Origin of the sequence: Micromonospora andamanensis (assembly GCF_016863495.1) — a bacterium.
GTDB lineage: Bacteria > Actinomycetota > Actinomycetes > Mycobacteriales > Micromonosporaceae > Micromonospora > Micromonospora andamanensis.
This window is the reverse complement of the sequence record NZ_BOOZ01000002.1, coordinates 124,400-144,057: the sequence shown is the minus strand read 5'-3', so window position 1 is coordinate 144,057 and position 19,658 is coordinate 124,400. Positions and strand designations below refer to the sequence as shown.

The 19,658-nt window shown below is 72.5% G+C and carries 23 protein-coding genes; 8 read left to right on the top strand and 15 right to left on the bottom strand.

The annotated features are described in order from the left end of the window. Nucleotides 1-26: 26 nt before the first annotated feature. From ligA to Van01_RS01230, 8 genes are all read right to left on the bottom strand, one after another. Nucleotides 27-2,159: an NAD-dependent DNA ligase LigA gene (gene ligA, locus Van01_RS01265; RefSeq protein ID WP_203998080.1), complete on the bottom strand. Its 2,133-nt coding sequence runs from the start codon at nt 2,157-2,159 to the stop codon at nt 27-29. 91 nt (nt 2,160-2,250) lie between these two features. Continuing rightward, nucleotides 2,251-3,255 carry an ADP-ribosylglycohydrolase family protein gene (locus Van01_RS01260; RefSeq protein ID WP_203998077.1) on the bottom strand — a complete coding sequence of 335 codons (1,005 nt, stop codon included), beginning with the start codon at nt 3,253-3,255 and terminating at the stop codon, nt 2,251-2,253. Between the two features lie 196 nt (nt 3,256-3,451). After that, entirely contained in the window at nt 3,452-3,820 is a 369-nt protein-coding gene (locus Van01_RS01255) for a VOC family protein (RefSeq protein WP_203998074.1), read from the bottom strand. A gap of 36 nt (nt 3,821-3,856) precedes the next feature. Continuing rightward, nucleotides 3,857-4,855 (bottom strand): methionine synthase, encoded by a 999-nt coding sequence (locus tag Van01_RS01250; RefSeq protein ID WP_203998071.1) that lies wholly within the window; start codon nt 4,853-4,855, stop codon nt 3,857-3,859. A gap of 136 nt (nt 4,856-4,991) precedes the next feature. Beyond that, a complete protein-coding gene (gene mnmA / locus Van01_RS01245; protein WP_203998068.1) occupies nt 4,992-6,065 on the bottom strand; it encodes a tRNA 2-thiouridine(34) synthase MnmA in 1,074 nt (357 codons plus the stop codon). 48 nt (nt 6,066-6,113) lie between these two features. Next, a complete protein-coding gene (locus tag Van01_RS01240; protein WP_203998065.1) occupies nt 6,114-7,289 on the bottom strand; it encodes a cysteine desulfurase family protein in 1,176 nt (391 codons plus the stop codon). 60 nt (nt 7,290-7,349) lie between these two features. Beyond that, nucleotides 7,350-8,000: a class F sortase gene (locus Van01_RS01235; protein ID WP_203998062.1), complete on the bottom strand. Its 651-nt coding sequence runs from the start codon at nt 7,998-8,000 to the stop codon at nt 7,350-7,352. Continuing rightward, nucleotides 7,997-8,827 (bottom strand): DUF4397 domain-containing protein, encoded by an 831-nt coding sequence (locus Van01_RS01230; protein ID WP_203998059.1) that lies wholly within the window; start codon nt 8,825-8,827, stop codon nt 7,997-7,999. Before Van01_RS01230 ends, Van01_RS01235 begins: the two co-directional genes overlap by 4 nt. 230 nt (nt 8,828-9,057) lie before the next feature. Here Van01_RS01230 and Van01_RS01225 point away from each other — a divergent pair, with 230 nt between their 5' ends. Both Van01_RS01225 and Van01_RS01220 read left to right on the top strand, forming a co-directional pair. Next, the gene (locus Van01_RS01225) at nt 9,058-9,660 is read left to right on the top strand and encodes an RNA polymerase sigma factor (protein ID WP_203998907.1); all 603 of its coding nucleotides are present in this window, start codon (nt 9,058-9,060) and stop codon (nt 9,658-9,660) included. Then, nucleotides 9,614-10,378, top strand: coding sequence for an anti-sigma factor (locus Van01_RS01220; RefSeq protein ID WP_203998056.1), 765 nt, complete (start codon nt 9,614-9,616; stop codon nt 10,376-10,378). The genes Van01_RS01225 and Van01_RS01220 overlap by 47 nt, the downstream gene beginning before the upstream one ends. Before the next feature lie 106 nt (nt 10,379-10,484). On the opposite strand, the gene Van01_RS01215 is transcribed toward Van01_RS01220, so the two are convergent. The 4 genes from Van01_RS01215 to Van01_RS01200 form a co-directional block, all read right to left on the bottom strand. Further along, entirely contained in the window at nt 10,485-11,444 is a 960-nt protein-coding gene (locus tag Van01_RS01215) for an electron transfer flavoprotein subunit alpha/FixB family protein (RefSeq protein WP_203998053.1), read from the bottom strand. Between the two features lie 12 nt (nt 11,445-11,456). Next, entirely contained in the window at nt 11,457-12,236 is a 780-nt protein-coding gene (locus Van01_RS01210; RefSeq protein WP_203998050.1) for an electron transfer flavoprotein subunit beta/FixA family protein, read from the bottom strand. Nucleotides 12,237-12,360: 124 nt separating this feature from the next. Further along, on the bottom strand, nt 12,361-12,783 hold the full coding sequence (locus Van01_RS01205; RefSeq protein WP_203998047.1) for a hypothetical protein: 423 nt from the start codon (nt 12,781-12,783) through the stop codon (nt 12,361-12,363). Continuing rightward, nucleotides 12,780-13,577 (bottom strand): GNAT family N-acetyltransferase, encoded by a 798-nt coding sequence (locus Van01_RS01200; protein ID WP_203998044.1) that lies wholly within the window; start codon nt 13,575-13,577, stop codon nt 12,780-12,782. The genes Van01_RS01205 and Van01_RS01200 overlap by 4 nt, the downstream gene beginning before the upstream one ends. Nucleotides 13,578-13,618: 41 nt before the next feature. Here Van01_RS01200 and Van01_RS01195 point away from each other — a divergent pair, with 41 nt between their 5' ends. Genes Van01_RS01195 through Van01_RS01185 form a run of 3 tightly spaced genes read left to right on the top strand, consistent with a single transcriptional unit; the run spans nt 13,619 to nt 14,751 of the window. Then, nucleotides 13,619-14,008 (top strand): YidH family protein, encoded by a 390-nt coding sequence (locus Van01_RS01195; protein WP_203998041.1) that lies wholly within the window; start codon nt 13,619-13,621, stop codon nt 14,006-14,008. Beyond that, nucleotides 14,005-14,307, top strand: a complete 303-nt coding sequence (locus Van01_RS01190; protein WP_203998039.1) for a DUF202 domain-containing protein — start codon at nt 14,005-14,007, stop codon at nt 14,305-14,307. The genes Van01_RS01195 and Van01_RS01190 overlap by 4 nt, the downstream gene beginning before the upstream one ends. A 30-nt stretch (nt 14,308-14,337) precedes the next feature. Further along, a complete protein-coding gene (locus Van01_RS01185; protein WP_203998036.1) occupies nt 14,338-14,751 on the top strand; it encodes a PLD nuclease N-terminal domain-containing protein in 414 nt (137 codons plus the stop codon). 24 nt (nt 14,752-14,775) lie between these two features. Here Van01_RS01185 and Van01_RS01180 read toward each other — a convergent pair whose 3' ends face one another. Continuing rightward, the gene (locus tag Van01_RS01180) at nt 14,776-16,398 is read right to left on the bottom strand and encodes an acetolactate synthase (RefSeq protein ID WP_203998033.1); all 1,623 of its coding nucleotides are present in this window, start codon (nt 16,396-16,398) and stop codon (nt 14,776-14,778) included. Between the two features lie 76 nt (nt 16,399-16,474). Beyond that, entirely contained in the window at nt 16,475-17,248 is a 774-nt protein-coding gene (locus Van01_RS01175; RefSeq protein ID WP_203998030.1) for an enoyl-CoA hydratase-related protein, read from the bottom strand. Between the two features lie 193 nt (nt 17,249-17,441). Here Van01_RS01175 and Van01_RS01170 point away from each other — a divergent pair, with 193 nt between their 5' ends. From Van01_RS01170 to Van01_RS01160, 3 genes are read left to right on the top strand one after another with little or no spacing between them, the layout of a single operon-like run. Then, on the top strand, nt 17,442-17,918 hold the full coding sequence (locus Van01_RS01170) for a DUF6232 family protein (RefSeq protein WP_203998902.1): 477 nt from the start codon (nt 17,442-17,444) through the stop codon (nt 17,916-17,918). Between the two features lie 48 nt (nt 17,919-17,966). Then, a complete protein-coding gene (locus tag Van01_RS01165; protein WP_203998028.1) occupies nt 17,967-18,446 on the top strand; it encodes a DUF6232 family protein in 480 nt (159 codons plus the stop codon). Nucleotides 18,447-18,491: 45 nt separating this feature from the next. Then, nucleotides 18,492-19,163 (top strand): hypothetical protein, encoded by a 672-nt coding sequence (locus Van01_RS01160; RefSeq protein ID WP_203998025.1) that lies wholly within the window; start codon nt 18,492-18,494, stop codon nt 19,161-19,163. Between the two features lie 32 nt (nt 19,164-19,195). On the opposite strand, the gene Van01_RS01155 is transcribed toward Van01_RS01160, so the two are convergent. After that, nucleotides 19,196-19,654 (bottom strand): rhodanese-like domain-containing protein, encoded by a 459-nt coding sequence (locus Van01_RS01155; RefSeq protein WP_203998022.1) that lies wholly within the window; start codon nt 19,652-19,654, stop codon nt 19,196-19,198. Between the last annotated feature and the right edge of the window lie 4 nt (nt 19,655-19,658).

Genomic DNA, 19,658 nt, shown 5'->3' with positions numbered 1-19,658 from the left:
TATCCGGGAGAGTGCCGTAAAGATCGTCACTCCGCGACGCGGGCCACCTGTCGGGCCGCCTCGGGGCCGGCGTCGAGCAGCACCCGGAAGCCGTCCTCGTCGAGCACCGGCACCTTCAGGCTGGCCGCCTTGTCCGCCTTGGACCCGGGGTTGTCGCCCACCACCACGAAACCTGTCTTCTTCGACACCGAGCCGCTGACCTTGCCACCCCGGGACTGGATCGCCTCGGCGGCCTGGTCTCGGGAGAAACCACCGAGCGTGCCGGTCACCACCACTGTCACCCCCTCCAGCGGGCGTGGCCCCTCCTGCACGGCCTCCTCGGCCATCCGGACACCCGCCTCGGCCCACTTGCGGACCACCTCGCGGTGCCAGTCGACGGCGAACCACTCGCGGATGCTGGCCGCGATGGTCGGGCCGACCCCGTCGACCGAGGACAGCTCCTCCTCGGTGGCCTGGTCGACAGCCTCGATCGAGCGGAAGTGCCGGGCCAACGCCTGCGCGGCGGTCGGCCCGACGTGCCGGATCGAGAGGGCCACGAGCACCCGCCACAGGTCGCGCTCCCGGGCCGTGGCGAGGTTGTCGAGCAGCTTGGCGGCGTTGCTGCCGAGGCTGCCGTCCTTGTTGACGAAGAACGGCGCGCGGGCCAGCCGCTCGGCGTCGAGCGAGAACAGGTCACCCTCGTCGGTGATGATCTGCGCGTCGAGCAGCGCGGCACCGCTCTTGTAGCCGAGCGCCTCGATGTCGAACGCACCCCGCCCGGCCAGATGGAACACCCGCTCCCGCAGCTGCGCCGGGCAGCTGCGTGAGTTGGGGCACCGGATGTCGACGTCGCCTTCCTTCGCGGGGGCGAGCGGCGTGCCACAGGCCGGGCAGGTGGTCGGCATGACGAACGCGCGGGCGTCCGGCGGACGCAGGTCGACCACCGGCCCGAGCACCTCCGGGATCACGTCACCGGCCTTGCGGATGACCACCGTGTCGCCGATCAGCACCCCCTTGCGCTCGACCTCGCGGGCGTTGTGCAGGGTGGCGTACTCGACTGTGGAGCCGGCCACCCGGACCGGGTGGAGCACCGCCCGGGGCGTCACCCGACCGGTCCGGCCGAGCTCGACCTCGATGTCGAGCAGGGTGGTGTTGACCTCCTCCGGCGGATACTTGAAGGCGATAGCCCAGCGTGGTGCCCGACTTGTCGAGCCCAGCCGCCCCTGGATGGGCACCGGGTCGACCTTCACCACCACACCGTCGATCTCGTGCTCGACGTCGTGCCGGTGCGCGGCGTAGTGCGCGATGTACTCCCGGACGCCGGTCAGGTCGGGCACCACCCGCCAACGGTCGCTGGTGGGCAGGCCCCAGGCCCGCAGCGCCGAGTACGACTCGGACTGGGTGGTCGGCTGAAAACCACGACGGGCGCCGATGCCGTGCACCACCAGGCGCAGCGGACGGGAGGCGGTGATCCGCGGATCCTTCTGCCGCAGGCTGCCGGCCGCGGCGTTGCGCGGGTTGGCGAAGGGTGCCTTGCCCTGCTCGACCAGGCCGGCATTGAGGTCGGCGAAGCCGGCCACCGGGAAGTAGATCTCGCCACGCACCTCGATGAACTCGGGCGGCGGCCCGAACTCCGCCGACTCGGTCAGCCGGCCCGGCACGTCCCGGATGCTGCGCACGTTCGCGGTGACGTCCTCGCCGGTACGGCCGTCGCCGCGGGTGGCCGCCCGGACCAGCCGGCCGCTCTCGTAGGTCAGGTTGATCGCCAGACCGTCGACCTTCAGCTCACACAGGTAGGGTGCCGGACCGCCGGCGTCCCGCTCGACCCGTTCCGCCCAGGCCGCCAGCTCCTCGTCGGCGAAGGCATTGTCCAGCGACATCATCCGTTCAGCGTGGGCGACCGGGGTGAAGTCGGTGGAGAACGTGCCGCCGACCCGCTGGGTCGGTGAGTCAGGGGTGCGCAACGCGGGAAACTCCGCCTCCAGCGCCTCCAGCTCACGCAGCTGGCTGTCGAAGTCGGCGTCGGAGATGGTCGGCGCGTCGAGCACGTAGTAGCGGTACTGGTGCTCGGTCAGCTCCTGGCTGAGCGTGGTGTGCCGCTCCCGCGCCTGCGGCGTCGGCTCGGGGCCGGCGGCCTCCTGCACCGCATCGACCTGCTGGGGAACCGCTTCCTCGGACACCCTGCCGCCTCCGGACACCGCTGTCGACCTCCCGTGATCGTGCTACCCCCGCACGGTAGTCCCCGGGTGGGACAACTGTGCCGCCACCTGGTCAGTCGTGCGGTGTGGCAAGCGCGGCGAGTTGATCCGCGTACTCGATCCGGCCCGCCCACCCGGCCGGCCAGCCCGGCATGCCGTGGGCCGCGCCGACGAAGGCACCGGCGAGGGCGGCGATCGAGTCGGAGTCGCCAGCGGTGCGGGCTCCCCGGGCGATCGCGTCGACCGGGTCGTCGGCGTGCCGGACGGCGCAGTACAGGGCCGCCGCGAGGGCCTCCTCGGCGATCCAGCCCTCGCCTGTGAACCGGCACGGGTCACCGCCGTCGTCCGGGGCGGTGAGTGCCGCGGCGAGCCGGGTCAGCGTCCGCTGGCACTCGTCCCAGCCCCGGGCGATGAACTCCTCGGGGGTGGCGGCGTCCGAACGCCGCCACAGCTCGCCGAGCCAGTCGGCCCGGTAGACCGTGCGTTGCTGGTGGGCCCGGGCGGTGAGCAGGCCGGGCAGCTCGGCCAGGGCCACGCCGTCGTCGACGAGCAGCCGGACCGCGTACGCGGTCAACTCGCTCGCCGCCAGCCCGGTCGGATGGCCGTGGGTCAGACCGGCCTGGAGCTGGGCCAGCCCGGCGAGGGTGTCGAGATCGACGTCGAGCAACCCGACCGGGGTGACCCGCATGTTCGCCCCGCACCCCTTCGACGCGGCCTGGGTGGCCTGCTGCCAGGGCAGGCCCCGGGACAGTTCGGCGCAGGCCCGCAGGCAGGTCATCCCCGGCGCGCGGTTGTTCTCCGGGCTGGCCGCCCAGTCCAGGAAACGGCGGCGCAGCAGCGGCTCCACCGCCTCGGCGGTGTACCTCGATGCGTCGTGCAGCGCCCAGCCCACCGCCAACGCCATCTGGGTGTCGTCGGTGACCAGCGCCGGGTCGCCGACAAGCTGCCGGGGGCCGGTCGGGCCGAACCGCCTGTCGATCTCGGCGACGGTGAGAAACTCGGTGGGTTTGCCGAGCGCGTCCCCGTAGGCCAGACCGAAGAGTGAGCCGGCGGCGCGGCGAGGTGCTGGACTGATCATGGACGCGATGATGCCCGTCACCCGCAAGCCGCGCAGCCTCCGATCGGACCACCACCATCGGGCGGCCGGCCTGCCGAGGTCGGCCGCCGGCCAGCTCCCGACACTTCGCGGCCAGCCGTGCGCACCCGCCCGTCCGGCGACGCCCGCCGGCCCGGCCGAGCCCGCTGGCTGGCCGGGCAACCCGCGCGGGCGGCGGTCAGTCCCAGCAGAGGCAGAACGGGTGGCCGGCCGGGTCGGCGTAGACCCGGAAGCCGTCCCCCTCGCCGGGCAGCCGGCGGGCGCCCAGGGCCAGGGCCGCCTTCTCCGCCGACTCGATGTCGTCCACTGTCACGTCGAGGTGGAACTGCTGGGGACGCTCCGGATCGGGCCAGGCCGGCGGACGCAGGTCGATCGCCCGCTGGAAGGCCAGCCGGGGCTGGTGGCCGGGCGGCCCGCCGAGCACCACCCATTCGTTGTCGTCGGAGTTGTCCTCAAGCAGCGGCAGGCCGAGCAGCTCCGAGTAGAAGCCGGCCAGCGCACGCGGGTCGGGGCAGTCGATCACCGTTGAACGCAGCTGTCCAATCATGACGAGCATCGTGCCCCGTGGGTACGACCAGAAACCTCACGCCTCGGCCAGCCGGCGACCGGCGTCCCGGCAGGCCGCGAGGACCGCCCGGACGTACGCCGCGTCGGCCCCGGCCAGGCCACAGGCGGGCGTGACCACCACCTGTTCGGCGAGCCAGCGGCGCGGAAACCCGAGGCGGTCCCAGAGGGTGCGTACCCGGTCGGCGAGGTCGGCCGAGGTCGGCGCGCGACCGGTGGGTGTCGTCGGCGCGGCACCGGCCAGCAGCCCGAACCCGGCGTCGAGCGCCTCGCCGAGCGGGTCGAGGTCGGTGATCAGGCTCAGGTCGAGCGCGACGCCTGTCGCGCCGGTGGAGCGGAGCAGGTCCAGCGGCACGTCCGGGGCGCAGCAGTGCACAACTGTCGGCACTCCCACCGCCTCGACCACCGTGCCCAGCAGCGCGCGGGCGTCACCCGACTCCACAGCCCGGTAGGTGCCGAGGCCGCTCTCGGTGGGCACCCGGCCGGCCAGCACCGCCGGCAGGGCCGGCTCGTCCAGTTGGAGCAGCACTGACGCACGCGGCAGCCGGCGGGTCACCGCCTCGACGTGGCCGCGCAGCCCTTCGGCCAGCGAGCCGGTCAGGTCCCGCAGCGCACCCGGGTCGCGCAGCAGCCGACCGCCGATCGGCAGTTCGATCGAGGCGGCCAGGGTCAGCGGCCCGGCCGCCTGGATCTTGAGTGGGCCGGCGTACTCCTCGGCCTGTTCGGCGAGCTGGTCGAGGTCGCGTTCCATCAGGTCGCGGGCCCGGCGCAGGTCGCGGCCGGGCCGCGGGGCCACCCGCCACCGCGCCGCGTACAGCTCGATCGGCAGTTCCACGAGCAGACCGCCGGTGCGCCCGATCAGATCGGCACCCGGCCCCCGGGCCGGCAGCTCCGGCAGATGCGGCAGGCCGGGCAGCTCACCGAGCACAACCCGCTGCGCCTCCGCGATGTCGGTCCCCGGCAGCGACCCGATACCCGTCGCCGCACCCACCCCCCACGGCAACCCCAGATCACTCACCGCCGCAGGGTACTGCCCGGGACCGTGCGGGCAGGGCCGAGGGCAGGACTTGCGGTATGTCGGGCGATCACGCCGACGGGAAGGCCCGAGATGCCGCAAGCCGTGACCGGTCCTCCACCGAGGGGCCGGCGCCCCCTCAGCTCGTGATGGTGGCGGAGCCGAGGACGATGTCGCCGGCGGGGTCGGGGCGGTAGGCGACGATGGCCTGGCCGGCGGCCACGCCACGCACCGGGTGGCGCAGGTCGGCGTGGAGGGCGTCGCCGTCGACCGTGACCGCGGCGGGCACCACGACGCCGTGGGCACGCAGCTGGACCTCGCACTCGATCGGGCCGTCGGGCCGTGGGCCGCCGGTCCAGACCGGGCGGGTGGCGGTGACCTCGGTGACCTCCAACGCCTCGGCGGGGCCGACGGTGACGGTGTTCGTCTTCGGCGTGATGGAGAGCACGTAGCGGGGCCGCCCGTCCGGGGCAGGCCGGTCCAGGTGCAGGCCGCGCCGCTGGCCGACGGTGTACGCGTACGCACCGGCGTGCTGTCCCACCACCGCGCCGGTGCTCGCGTCAACCACGTCGCCGGGTGTCTCGCCGAGCCGCTGGGCCAGGAAGCCCCGGGTGTCTCCGTCGGCGATGAAGCAGATGTCGTGCGAGTCCGGCTTGTCGGCGACCGCGAGGCCCCGGTCGGCGGCCTCCTGCCGGACCTGAGCCTTCGTCGAGTCGCCGAGCGGGAAGATCGACCGGTCCAGCTGCTCACGGGTGAGCACGGCCAGCACGTACGACTGGTCCTTGGCCGCGTCGACGCTGCGCCGCAGCAGGCCGTCGGGGCCGAGCCGGGCGTGATGCCCGGTGACCACGGCGTCGAACCCCAGGGCCACCGCCCGGTCCAGCACCGCGGCAAACTTGATCTTCTCGTTGCAGCGCAGGCACGGATTGGGGGTACGCCCCGCGGCGTACTCGGCGACGAAGTCGTCGACCACGTCGGCGTGGAAACGGTCGGCCATGTCCCAGACGTAGAACGGGATGCCGAGCACGTCGGCGGCCCGCCGGGCGTCCCGTGAGTCCTCCAGGGTGCAGCAGCCCCGGGCACCGGTGCGGTAGGTCTGCGGGTTGCGGGCCAGCGCCAGGTGCACGCCGGTCACGTCATGCCCGGCCTGCACCGCCCGTGCCGCCGCCACCGCGGAATCCACGCCGCCGGACATCGCCGCCAACACCCTCACCCGGACCACTCTCCCTTCCCACCGAGCCTATCTCCGCCCGGCGCCGGTTCAGCGGGGCGTACGCGGCGCCGCCGCCCGCCGGGCCCGCTCCACGGCCCCCGGAAGGGCGGCGATGAGCGCGTCGACGTCCGCTGTGGTGCTTGTGTGACCGAGGGAGAAGCGCAGTGACGAGCGGGCCCGGTCGTCGTCCGCGCCCATCGCCAGCAGCACGTGGGAGGGCTGCGCCACCCCGGCCGAGCAGGCCGAACCGGTCGAGCAGGCGATGCCCTGGGCGTCCAGCAGGAGCAGCAGCGCGTCCCCTTCGCAGCCGGGGAACGAGAAGTGCGCGTTGCCCGGCAGCCGGTCGGCCGGGTCACCGTTGAAGATCACCTCGGGCACCGCCTGGCGGACCCGCCGCACCAGGTCGTCACGGAGCGCGGCGACCCCTGCCGCGTACTCCTGCTGGCCCTTGACTGTCGTCTCGACGGCGACCGCGAAGGCGACGATGCCGGCCGCGTCGAGGGTGCCGGAACGCACGTCCCGCTCCTGTCCGCCACCGTGCAGCAGGGGTACCGCCGCCACGTCCCGGCCCAGCAGCAACGCGCCGACCCCGACCGGGCCGCCGAGCTTGTGACCGGTCACGGTGAGCGCGGCGACGCCGCTGGCGGCGAAGTCGACGGGCACCTGACCGACCGCCTGGATGGCATCGGTGTGGAACGGCACGTCGTACTCGGCGGCCACCGCGGCCAACTCACCGACGCGCTGCACGGTACCGACCTCGTTGTTGGCCCACATGGCGGTGACGAGCGCCGCCCGATCGCCGTGTTCGGCCAACTCCGCGCGGAGCGCGTCCGGATGCAGCCGACCGGCCCCGTCGACGGGTAGCCAGCCCACCTCGGCGCCCTCGTGCCGGTCCAGCCACTCCACCGCGTCGAGGACAGCGTGGTGTTCGACGGCACTGGAGATCACCCGACGCCGCCCCGCGTCGGCGTCCCGGCGCGCCCAGAAGATGCCCTTCACCGCGAGGTTGTCGCTCTCGGTGCCGCCACCGGTGAAGATCACCTCGGACGGACGGGCACCCAGCGCGGCGGCCACCCGCTCCCGCGACTCCTCCACCCGGCGACGGGCGCGCCGACCGGACGCGTGCAGGCTAGACGCGTTGCCGACCTCGCGGGCGGTCGCGACGTACGCCTCCAGTGCCTCGTCGAGCATCGGAGTGGTCGCGGCATGATCCAGGTAAGCCATCACGGTTCAGCCTAACGACCACTCCGGTGCCGACCGCAGGCCGGATTGCCTGGCGGGACGTCAGACCGGTGACGCGGTCACGACGATGTTGTCCCGGTAGCGACGCGCCTCGGCGTCGAACGGACCGCCACAGGTGATCAACGTCAGGCGGGGGCGCCCGTCCCGGGCGAAGTAGCGCTCCAGCGGGATCTTCGTCTTGTCGTACTCCTCGCGGGCCACCACCCGGTAGGTCCGCTCGGTCCCGTCGTCGCCGGTGGCCGTCACGGTGTCGCCAGGTGCGAGTTCACGCAGCCGGTAGAAGGCGCCCCGGCCCTGCTCGGCGCTGTCCACGTGCCCGGCGATCACCACCGATCCGGAGTCGGTCTCCAGCCCGGGACCGTAGCGGTACCAGCCGATCTGGTCGACGCTCGGCGGCACGTCGAACTCCTTGGTGCGCTCGTTCACACCGACCGGGCCGACCCGCGCGGTGACCCCGATCGAGGGGATTCGCAGCCGGACCGGGCGTACCGTATCGGTGTCTTCGGGCAGCGCGCCCGGGACCACCGCCACTGCGGGTCCGGCTGTCGACGGCGTGGGGCTGGCCAACGCGGCGGCCTGCTCGGCGCCGACGTCGCCCGCCGGTCTGGACACCACGGCCACCACGGCCGCGACAGCGAGCGCGGCGGCGCCGGCGGCCACAGCCGCCAGCGCCCCACGGTTGACGACGGTCACCGGCGACCCGACCGGACGACAGCCGCCCGCGCCCCACCCGCGACCAGCAGCAGGATCCCGGTGCCCGCCAGGGCGTACCACCAGGTGCCGAGACCGGTGTCGGCCTGACCGCCGGTGCCGCTCGGCACGCCGGACGGCGCCGAGTGCAGACCCTCGATGGTCTGCGCCACCACTGCCAGGTTCTCCGCCTCGGCCGAGCCGATGGCGTAGACGATCGTCGCCGTGCCCTCAGCCAGGTTGAGGTCGGCCGGACCGATCACCACGGTGTCGGTGCCGGCGAGCACCACGTCCGCCGAGACGCTGCCGGCGTCCACGTCGCCCTTGGCCTCGTTCGGGTTGGTCAGGCCCTCGAAGACCGGGCTGCCGCCGGCCCGCACGTCCACCGCCGGCGCGGCGGCGGTGTGCCGCACGATCAGCCGGGCCTTGCCGGCGTCCACCTTCGCGGTGTCGTTGACGAAGGGGGTGATCGTGGGTTCACCGTCGGCGTCGAGGTGGGCGGCGATGCTGATGTTCGCCCCGCCGGGGACCTCGGCGTCGTCGGCGGTGAGGATGGCCTGCCCGATCGGCTCGCCCGGCTTGGTCAGGGCGATGTCGTACTGCCCCTCCGGCAGGTCGAGCGGTCCCGCCACGTCACCGGGCTCGAAGTTCTCCAGGGTCTTCTCGCCGTTGACGTAGACGTCGACAGGGGTGTCCGGGATGCCGTGCACGACGGAGACCTTCGAGTCGGCGGCGTACGCCGGGGTGGCCGTCGCGATGCCGGCGCCGACGAAGGTCAGCGCGGCGACCGCGCCACCCGCGGCGACGCGGCGAAGGTACGCGAACTGCATGTCTGCCTCCTGGTGGTTCATGCCATTTCGTCAGGCTTGCTGTGCACCCCGAGTTACGCCGGCTCGTCGCCGCCCGGATGCGGGCCGGAGCGACTTTCTTTTTCCTGCCGCAACCGCATCCGCCGGGCACCACCCGGACGAAGAGAGGCCGAGGAGACGCTGGGCTGACAGAGGGGACGGCACCGGTGCGAGCTACAGTCGGGCATGCCCCCAACCAGGCGAACCGTCCCGTGACCGGGATCCGGCAGCAACCGGGCACACCCGAGGACGAGCTGGCCCGGCGGTTCCGCGCCGGCGACGAGCAGGCGCTGCGTGAGGCGTACGACCGTTACGGTCGGGCCGTTCTCCACCTGGCGACAAGCACGCTCGTGAACCGCAGCGACGCGGAGGACGTGACCCAGGCCACGTTCGTCGCCGCCTGGCTCGGCCGGGAGACCTTCGATCCGACGAAGGGCTCGCTTGTCGGCTGGCTGCTGGGTATCGGCCGACGCAAGGTCATCGATCGGCTCCGGTCCGCCGCGCGCGAGCACCGGGTGGTCGAGACCGTACGACAACTGCCCGATCCGGTGCCCGCCGGCAGTGACCCGGACACCGTGGTCGACCGGCTGGTGATCGCCGACGAGCTGGCGCGGCTGCCGGACGAGCAGCGGCGCATGCTGGAATTGGCCTTCTTCGACGACCTGACCCACCAGCAGATAGCGGCGGTGACCGGAGTGCCGCTGGGCACTGTGAAGAGTCACATCCGGCGAGGTATGGCAAGCCTGAAGCGCAGATGGGAGGTGGACGGTGCAGCACCTGGAGCACGACCGGCTGGTATTTCTGGCGCTCGGTGAGAGTGAGGTGGACACCTCCGACCGCACCCACCTCGACGCCTGCCCGCACTGCCGGGCCGAGTTGGAGAGCCTGCGCCATGTCGCCGGTCTCGGTGCCGCCACTCAGGGTCTGCGGGATCTGCCCGACCCGCCGGAGCACCTCTGGCAGGGCATCATGACCGAAATCACGGCGGCTAAGGAACTGCCCCGGCTCACCGCCGACCGGCACCGGCCGGACCCGGTCGAGCCGGCCGGCCCGGTCACCACCGACGCCCCGCCCGCACCGCGTCGGTCCCGGCGCGGACGCTGGTCCCGGCTTGCCACGACGGCGGTCACGGCGGTCGCCGCTGCCACCGTCGGGGTGGTCGGCACCGCCGCCGTGCTGCGCGACGGTACGCCCGCCGAGCCGACGGTGGTGGCAAGCGCTCCGCTGGCGGCGTACGGCTCGACCCCACCGGCCGCCCGGGGCGACGCCCGGGTGCTGGGCAGTGGCGAGTTGCACCTGCACGTGGCGAATCTCCCGGCCGTACCGGGGTACTACGAGGTGTGGCTCATCAACCCGCAGAGCATGGAGATGTTCTCGGTGGGTGTCCTCGGTGACGGCGCTGACGTGTTGTTGCCGCTGCCGCCGAACGTCGACCTGGGGCAGTACTCCGTCGTCGACGTCTCGGCCGAGGCGTTCGACAACAACACCGCCCACTCCGGTGACAGCTTGTTGAGGGGCTCCCTGACGGGCTGATCGGCGGGCCGGTTCAGCTCCCCGGCCCGCCGATCAGCTCCCTCGCACCAGAGAGACGCCACGGCCGCCGTCCGGATACCCGGACGGCGGCCGTGGCGCGTACTACTCACTTACGCTTGCGGATCTCCTCGGCGGCCTGCGGGACGATCTTGAACAGGTCGCCCACCACGCCGAAGTCGGCCAGCTCGAAGATCGGCGCCTCGCCGTCCTTGTTGACCGCGACGATGGTCTTCGAGGTCTGCATGCCGGCCCGGTGCTGGATCGCGCCGGAGATGCCCAGCGCGACGTAGAGCTGCGGGGAGACCGTTTTGCCGGTCTGGCCCACCTGGAACTGGTGCGGGTAGAAGCCGGAGTCGACAGCCGCCCGGGAGGCCCCGACGGCACCGCCGAGCAGGTCGGCCAACTCCTCGACGAGCTTGAAGTTGTCCGCGTTGCCGACGCCGCGACCACCGGAGACGACCACGCCGGCCTCGGTCAGCTCGGGACGGGAACCCTTCTGCTCGGCCACCCGGTCGACCACCCGGGCCAGCTTGTCGCTGTCGGTGGCGGTGACGGTGAGCTGCTCGACCGCGGGGGTGGCCGCGGCCGGCGTCGGGTTCACCGAGTTCGGCCGGACGGTGACCAGCGGCAGGCCCCGGGTGACCTTGGACTTGACGACTGTCGACCCGGCGAAGGCCACCTGGGTGGCGGTGCCGTCGGCGGCCAGGGCCACCACGTCGGTCAGGATGCCGTTGTCCAGCTTGACCGCCAGCCGGGCGGCGATCTCCTTGCCCTCCTGGGAGGAGGCGAGCAGCACGGCGGCCGGCTGCACCCGCTTGACCAGGTCGGCGACCACACTGGCCTTCGGCGCCACCAGGTAGCCGTCGATCTCGTCACCCTCGGCCGCGTAGATCTTCTCCGCGCCGTACTCGCCCAGTTTGCCCGCGAGAGCCTCGGCGGCACCGGTGCCGCCGAGCACCACCGCCGACGGAGTGCCCAGCTCACGGGCGAGGGTGAGCATCTCCAGGGTGACCTTCTTGACGCCGAACTCCGCTGTGGCTTCGACGACGACGAGAACCTCAGACATGTCCCACACCCCTCACACGAACTTCTCGGTGGCCAGGAACTCGACGAGCTGCGTGCCGCCGGAGCCCTCATCGGTGACCTTGACGCCACCCGAACGCGGCGGACGCTTGCTGTGCTCCACGACGGTGCTCGTCGCCCCGGCGAAGCCGACCTCGTCCGCGGCGACGCCCAGGTCGGTCAGGGCGAGCGTCTGCACCGGCTTCTTCTTGGCGGCCATGATGCCCTTGAACGACGGGTACCGGGGCTCGTTGATGGTGTCCCACACGGAGACGATGGCCGGGGTCGAGGCGGTGACCACCTCGTAGCCCTCCTCCGTCTGCCGTTCCACGGTCAGCGTGGCCCCGTCGACGGTGAGCTTGCGCGCACCGGTGAGGGCCGCGATGCCCAGCCGCTCGGCGAGCATGTGCGGCATCACCTGCACCCGTCCGTCGGTCGACTCCGAGCCACAGAGCACCAGGTCGGCGTTGAGCTGCCCGAGCGCGGCGGCGAGCACCTTCGAGGTGGCGACGGCGCAGGAACCGTGCAGGGCGTCGTCCACCACGTGCACCGCCTTGTCCGGGCCCATCGAGAGCGCCTTGCGGATCGACTCGGTGGCCCGGTCCGGACCCATGGTCAGGATCGTCACCTCGCCGCCGTGCGCCTCCTTGATCTTCAACGCCTCCTCGATGGCGTACTCGTCCATCTCGTTGATGACGTTGTTCGCCGAACCGCGGTCGACAGTGTTGTCGTCAGTACGCAGGTTGCGGTCCGCGCCCGAATCAGGCACCTGCTTGACGAGTACGACGATGTTCATCGCGCTTCGACGACCCTCCTGCTGTGGTTATGTGATCTTTTCGCCCGGATCTGGGCGCAGCCTCGCGCGTGCGGTGCCGTCCGGTCAACCATGGGCTGTTGTGCGGTTGCCCACGGCGCCCATGTTACCTGTCAGTAGCATCGACGCCCAGCACGCCCCTGATCCGTTCGATGACAGCGGCCTCGGCCGGGCTGACACCGTCGTGGGCACGGGCCGTACGGTCGGCCGCCGCCAGCACCACGGCGCGGTAGACCGAGACGTCCTGAGGGACCTTCTCGGTCAGGATCTCGACACCCCGCCGCAGCGCCGGCAGCACCACCGACTCCACCTCCAGCGCCGAGTCGCGCGGCAGTTTCGGCAGCGGCCCGCTCGTCAACGCCTCCTTCACCACGCCACTGGCGTCGGCCATCGCCCCGGAGGCGGCGAAGCTCTCGCGAAACAGCGCGAGCACCCCCGGGTCGGCGTTCGAGACCATGAACACCGCACCGAAGGCGCCCGTCTTCAGGGTCATTTTCTCGTCGTCCGTCAGCCGCTGGCCCATGATCACGGAGTGTAGACGTAGGGCGTGGTGGTGGTGACCGGGACGAGCCCGAGCCGCTCCAGCACCGGCCGGCTCTCGTCCGACGCGTCGACCTGGACCAACGTCCGACCACGCGGCCCGGCCAGTCGGGCCCGGTAGGAGACCAACGCGCGGTAGATGCCCTTACGCCGCCACTGCGGCAGGGTCGAGCCGCCCCAGAGGGTGGCGAACGTGCTGTCGGTCGGGTAGCGCACCCACCCGGCGCTCACCATCGTCTCCCCCGCCTCGGCCACCACGACGGTGATCGACTGCGGATCGGCGGTGATCTCCCGGTCCAGCGCGTCGGCCAGCCCGGACAGGTCACGTCCCCACACCTGGGTCTTCAGCGCCGCGATCCGGTCCAGGTCCGCGCGCCCGGTCACCTCACGCAGGCGTACGCCCTCGGGGACGACAGGCAGTGCGGAGGCCAGCGGGGCGACCGGGCCGACCACCACTGTCTCCTGCTCCTCCGGCACGAAGCCGGCGGCTCGCAGGCGCTGCGGCAGGTCGGCCGGCTGGTCGTGGCCGTGCAGCTTCCACTCGACCGGCTCGCCCCGCTCGCGGAACACCGCCACCTGCCGGGCGATCAGCTCGTCGAGGTCGGCTCCGGCCAGCCCGCCGAGGTCGCGGTAGGTCACCATGCCCCGCTGATCCAGGCCCAGCACCCGGAACAACGGACCGTCGGACTCCACCACCACGCCGTCGGGCACCGGGTCCGGCAGATCCGGCCGCAGTTGGTTGTCGTACGCCGCACGCAGGGTGGTCGCATCAAGATCCGTCATGCTCCCAAACTATTCCCGCTGGGCACCGGATAATCACACGCGTGTGGCAGATGATCAGGAACTGGTTCGATCCGCAGGAGTTGCGGTCGGTGGGCAACACCCCCGACTACCGCTTCTCCCTGGCCAACGAACGCACGTTCCTGGCCTGGCTGCGTACCGGCCTGGCGTTGATCGCCGGGGGGCTCGCCGCCGCGCAGTTCCTGCCGACCCTGTCCCTGGTCCACCTGCGCGAGGCGATCGCCGTGGTGCTGCTGCTGCTCGGCGGCGTGGTCGCCATCCGGGCCGTCGACCACTGGGCACGTACCGAACGGGCCATCCGGCTCGGCGAGGAACTGCCTGCCTCCCGCTTTCCGGCCGTCCTCGCCCTGGTCGTCGGCCTCGGCGCGTTGTCGCTGGTGGTGGCGGTGCTGGCGGGTGCGATAAACGGATGACCACGCTCCGCGACCCGGGTCTGCAACGCGAACGCACCAGGCTTGCCTGGCGGCGCACCCTGCTCACGCTGACGGTGGTGACAATGCTTGCGGTACGACTCGCGCTCACCGGGGGGCGGGGCGGGGCGAGGCCGGCGGCGTTGGCCATCATCGGCTGGGGCACGGTCGTCACGCTCTGTTGGCGGCGGGCCACCGGCAGCGGGGTGTCCCGCGCCGGCGGCCGACACCTCGCCCTGGTAGGGCTGGCCGCCGCCGGATTCGCGGTCCTCGGAGCGCTGCTGGTGCTGCGCGGGCTGTGACCGCTGTGCAAGGTAGGTAATGATGGTTACATGGCCCGGCTGTACATCCTCCTCTTCCTGGTGCAGGTCGTCCTCGCCGTCTGTGCCCTGATCAGTTGCCTCTCCGCCGAGGAGGACGGCATCCGCCACCTTCCCCGGATCGCCTGGTTGCTGATCATCCTCTTCTTCCCGCTGGTCGGCTCGATCGCCTGGTTCGTCGCCGGGCGGGAGCGCAAGGCCGTCGGCGGGTCGACGTCCTGGGCTCCGGGCGCGCGCCCGGCCGAGCGTCCCCGGCCGCTCGCCCCGGACGACGACCCGGAGTTCCTCCGCTCGATCGAGGAGCGCTCGCGCCAGGAGGACCAGGAACTCTTCCGCCGCTGGGAGGAGGACCTGCGCAAGCGCGAGGACGACCTGCGCAAGCGCGAGGGTGAGCCGCCGCGCGAGGAACCCCGCCCCGAGGTGTGACGGCCGGGGCGGGGGGCGCCCCGGTCAGGCCAGGTTCGAGGAACGGGGGTACGCGTCGGCCGGATCGGTGAGCACGTTCACCAGGTACGGCACCCCGGCGTCGAAGGCCCGTTGCAGGGCCGGACCCAGCTCGGTGGCCTTGGCGACCGTCTCGCCCGCACCGCCGAGCGCGCCGACCACCCGGTCGTACCGCAGCTCGGGCTGAAGGTCGGCGGCCACGTCGTAGCCGTACATGGCCCGCATCGGGTGCTTCTCCAGCCCCCAGATGCCGTTGTTGCCGACCACGATGACCACCGGCAGCTTCTGCCGGACCAGTGACTCCACGTCCATCAGCGAGAAGCCGGCCGCGCCGTCGCCCATGAGTACGCAGACCTGCCGGTCCGGGTGGGTGACCCGGGCACCCATCGCGTAGCCCATGCCGGTGCCGAGGCAGCCGTAGGGGCCGGGGTCGAGCCAGGTGCCGGGCTGGGCCGGCTCCAGGTAACGCCCGGCGTAGGAGACGAAGTCGCCGCCGTCGCCGATGGTGACCGCGTCGCGGGCGAGCACCTTGCGCAGTTCGCCGTAGATCCGGGCCGGGCGGATCGGGTCGGTCTCGGCGGCCATCTCCTCGGCGTCGCGTGCCTTCGCGGCGTCCTCCGCGGTCCGCAACTGGGCGACCCAGTCGTCGTGGTCGACCCGGTCGCCGGGGTGATCGGCCAGGGCGGTGAGGATGCCGCGCAGGTCACCGGCGGGGGCGGCGGCGGGTTGTACGTGGCCGGCACGCTGGCTGGGCGCGTCGACGATGTGCACCACCTGCGCCTCGCCGAAGTCGCCGAAGGAGAGCCGGAAGTCCAGCGGGGTGCCGATCACCACCACCACGTCGGCGTTGGACAGGGCCACCCGGCGTGCCTTGGCGAAGGCCAGCGGATGCTCCGGCGGCAGGGCGCCCCGGCCCATGCCGTTTGTGAAGACCGGCACGGTGAGCGCCTCGGCGGCGGCGCGCAGCTCGTCCACCGCGTCGCCGGTCCAGACGTCCGATCCGGCGATGATCACCGGACGGGCCGCCCCCGCGATCAGGCGGGCGGCGCTGGCCACCTCGTCAGGGTCGGCTTCGAGCGGGCTGAGCTGCGGGCCGGCCGGAAGCTCCGCGTCGCCGACCGAGAAGATCGCCTCCAGCGGGAAGTCCAGGAACACCGGACCCCGGTGCGGGGTGAGCGCGGTGGTCAGCGCGGCGGCCACCGCCCGGGGGATGTCGTCCGCGCTGAACACCGTCTCCGCGTGCTTGGTGACCGGGGCGACGAGCGGGAGATGGTCCATCTCCTGGAGGCTGCCCGAGCCCCAGCGGAACTGAGGTGCCCGACCGCCGAGCACCAGCACCGGCGAGGCGTTGAAGAAGGCGCTGGTGAGCCCGGAGATGCCGTTTGTCACGCCGGGGCCGGCGGTGAGTGCGGCCAGCCCGGGTCGGCGCTGGAGCTTCGCCACCGCCTCGGCGGCGAAGACGGCGGACTGCTCGTGCCGCACGTCGTAGATCGGGAAGTCGGTCTTGTGCGCGGCGTCGTAGAGCGGGAACACGTGCCCACCGGAGAGGGTGAACATCTCCCGCACCCCGTACGCACGCAGCGCCGCGAGGGCGAGTTCCCCACCGTGGCCTTCGATCCGCTCCGTCATTCCCGCTCCTTCTCGTCGCCTGACCGGAGTCACACGCTACTGGCCGGTAGAAGGAATGTGAACCGTTCTCGCGCGCTCAGCGGCCGGTGAAGTCCGGCTTCCGCTTCGCCACGAAGGCCGCCATTCCCTCGCGCCGGTCGTCGGTGGCGAACAGCGCCGCGAAGAGCTGGCTCTCCCAAGCCAGACCCGAGGACAGGTCCATGTCCAGACCGCCGTCGACGGCGAGCTTGGCCGCCCGCAGCGCCTGCACCGGCCCGTCGAGATACGGCCGGACCATCGCCACCGCTGTGTCGTAGACCTCGACCGCCGGAGCGATCCGGTCGGCCAGGCCGATCCGCAGCGCCTCCTGCGCGTCCACCATCCGGCCCGACATGATCAGGTCCTTGGCGCGGGCCGGGCCGACCAGCCGGGCCAACCGCTGGGTGCCGCCGGCGCCGGGGATGATGCCGAGCTTGATCTCGGGCTGGCCGAGCTTGGCGTCCTCGGCCACCACCCGCCAGTCGCAGGCCAACGCCAGCTCGCAACCGCCGCCGAGGGCGTAGCCGGTGATCGCGGCCACGACGGGCTTGGGGATCCGGGCGATCGCGCCGAGTGCGCTGGACAGGTCGGCGGCCCGCTCCGCCATGTCCACGTAGGACATGCCCGCCATCTCCTTGATGTCCGCGCCGGCAGCGAAGACCTTCTCCCCGCCGTACACGATGACCGCGCGGATGCCGGCGTCGGCGGTGGCGGCGGTCGCGGCGGCGCGCAACTCCTCCTGCACCTGGGTGTTGAGGGCGTTCATCGGTGGCCGCTCCAGCCGGATGGTGCCGATGCCGTCCCGGGTCTCCAGCCGCACGAACTCGCCCACGCTGAGCCTCACTTCCTCGTCGAAGTCGCGTGCCAACCTTACGACCCGGCTCGTTGGGGTAAGTAGTGTGGTGCCAGCCCCGTCAGTCGGGAGTCGCACGATGAAGCCTGGTCAGCCTGAGCCGCGCGGCGGCCGAGCCGGGATGCCGGCGGCCCACCCGCGAGTGGCGCACGGGCCGGTCGACAGGCGTCCCGTGGTCACCTACTACGACGACCGGCTGGTGCGGGTCACCTCGGCCGCGGTGACAGTCGAGGGCCGGGTCTACCCGCTGGCCGAGATCACCGAGATCTGGCACCAGCACGGCACCCTCTCCTGGCGGGTGCTGGCCGGGCGGGGCGCCATCGGCGCCGCGCTCGTCGCCCCGCTCGTCGCCGCCGCCGCCGGAGTGGCGCTGGCCGTCTGGCTGGACCGCTCGGCCACCATCACGATCGCGGTCATCGGGGCTTCGGTGCTTGTCGGGCTGGCCGTCGGGCCGGTCGCCGACTTCCTCTTCGAGCACCTTGACCGCTCCTACGCCCGGGGCAGCCGGCAGCGCGAGATCTGGCTCCGCTGGCGAGGTCGGCCCGTGCAACTGCTCCGCACTCCGGACGCGCTGCGTTTCGGGCAGATCTACCGCGCCGTGCAGCGGGCCATGGAGGCCGGCCGACCGATACCGCCCCGCCGACGCTGAGCGACCGCCCGGCTACGCGAAGTTGTCCGGGGGTGCTTAGGCTTAGTGATGGCGCTCTATTACCGGGACGACGCGGTGCAGGTGACCTCCGAGGCGATCCGGGCCGGCGGACACGTCATTCCGATCGCCGAGGTCACCTACGTCTGGCATGCCAAGGGCCGCACCACACTCGCCGTACGCGGTCGGGTGTTCGGTCGGGGCGTCCTGGTTCTGCTGCTGTCCCTGCCTCCGCTGGTGGCGCTCGTCTGTGTGCTCTCCCTGGCCTGGTCCGCGCAGGACCGGGGCGAGTGGCTGCCGGCGCTGATCGTGCTCGCCGCCTGTGTGATCGTCCCGCTCGCCCTGGTCCCGTTCCTGGAGATACCCCTCGGCTGGCTGGACCGCTCCTACGAACGCGGCAACCGGGTGCTGGAGCTGTGGGTGCAGTACCGGCGGCAGGAGGTGATGGTGCTGCGCACCCCGGACGCGCTGCGCTTCGGGCAGATCTACCGCGCGGTGCAGCGCGCCGTCGAGCAGCAGACCGATCATTGACCCGTCGTCCGGCGGCCCTGGCCCGCCCGGCGCACACTTGATCCCATGGCTCTCCCCCTTCCCCGGCCGACAGCTGTGCTCGGTCTCACCCGTTCCGCCCTCGACCAGGCCGCGTCCTTCGCCGCCATCCCGGCCCGCGCGTTCGCGGTGCTCGACGAGGTGGAGGCGCTGCTGGCAAGGATCAACGGGGTGGTTGACCGGGTCGAACAGACCCTGGACCGGACCGACCGCATGGTCACCGACGCCGAGGTGGCCGTCCGTGAGGTAGCGGTGATCAGTGCCGCCGCCACCGCCGCTGTGGACAACGCCACAGCCGTGGCCGGCGCTGCGGCGGTAGTGGTGGAGTCGGCCCGGTCGGTGGCCGGGCGGGCCGCCGAGACGGTGGGCACGGCGGCCGAGGCCGCCGCCACCGCGGCCGAGCTGTTGTCGGCGTACGAACCGGCGCTGCGCCGAGCCGCCCCGATGGCCAACCACTTCGTCGAGCAGCTCAGCCACGAGGAGCTGACCGCGGCGGTCCGGCTTGTCGACGAGCTGCCCAAGCTGCGCCAGCACCTCACCGCCGACGTCCTGCCGATCCTGGCCACCCTCGACCGGGTCGGCCCGGACCTGCACGACCTGCTCGACGTGACCCGGGACCTCAAGCTCGCGGTGGCGGGCATCCCCGGCCTGTCGATGCTGCGCAGACGGGGCGAGAAGCTCAACGACGACGCCGGCTGACCCCCGGGGTGACGGCGTTCCGCCCCCGACGGTCAGCAGTCGCAGGCGGCGGAGGCGCGTGGGGCGGTCAGGTCGTCCACCGGGCGGTGGGTGACTCCGCTGGCGGTCACCACGGGCAGCCCTTCCCGGACCCAGTACTCGTAGCCGCCGCGCATCTCCTTCACCGGGTGGCCGAGCCGGGCGAACTCCAACGCCGCCCGGGTGGCGCCGTCACAGCCCGGCCCCCAGCAGTAGGTGACCACCCGCGCGCCGGACGGCACCGTCCCGGCGGCCCGCGTGCCGATCAGGGCGGTGGGCAGGTGCACGGCACCGGGCAGGTGGCCCTGTGCCCAGGCCGCGTCGCCGCGCGAGTCCACCACGACGAGATCGGGCACCACGGCGGTGAGGTCGGCGTGCACGTCGGCCACGTCGGTCTCGAAGCTCAGCCGGGCGAGGAAATGGGCGACAGCGGCCGGCGGGTCGGCGGCCGGTACGGCGAATGCTCGGGTCATGTCC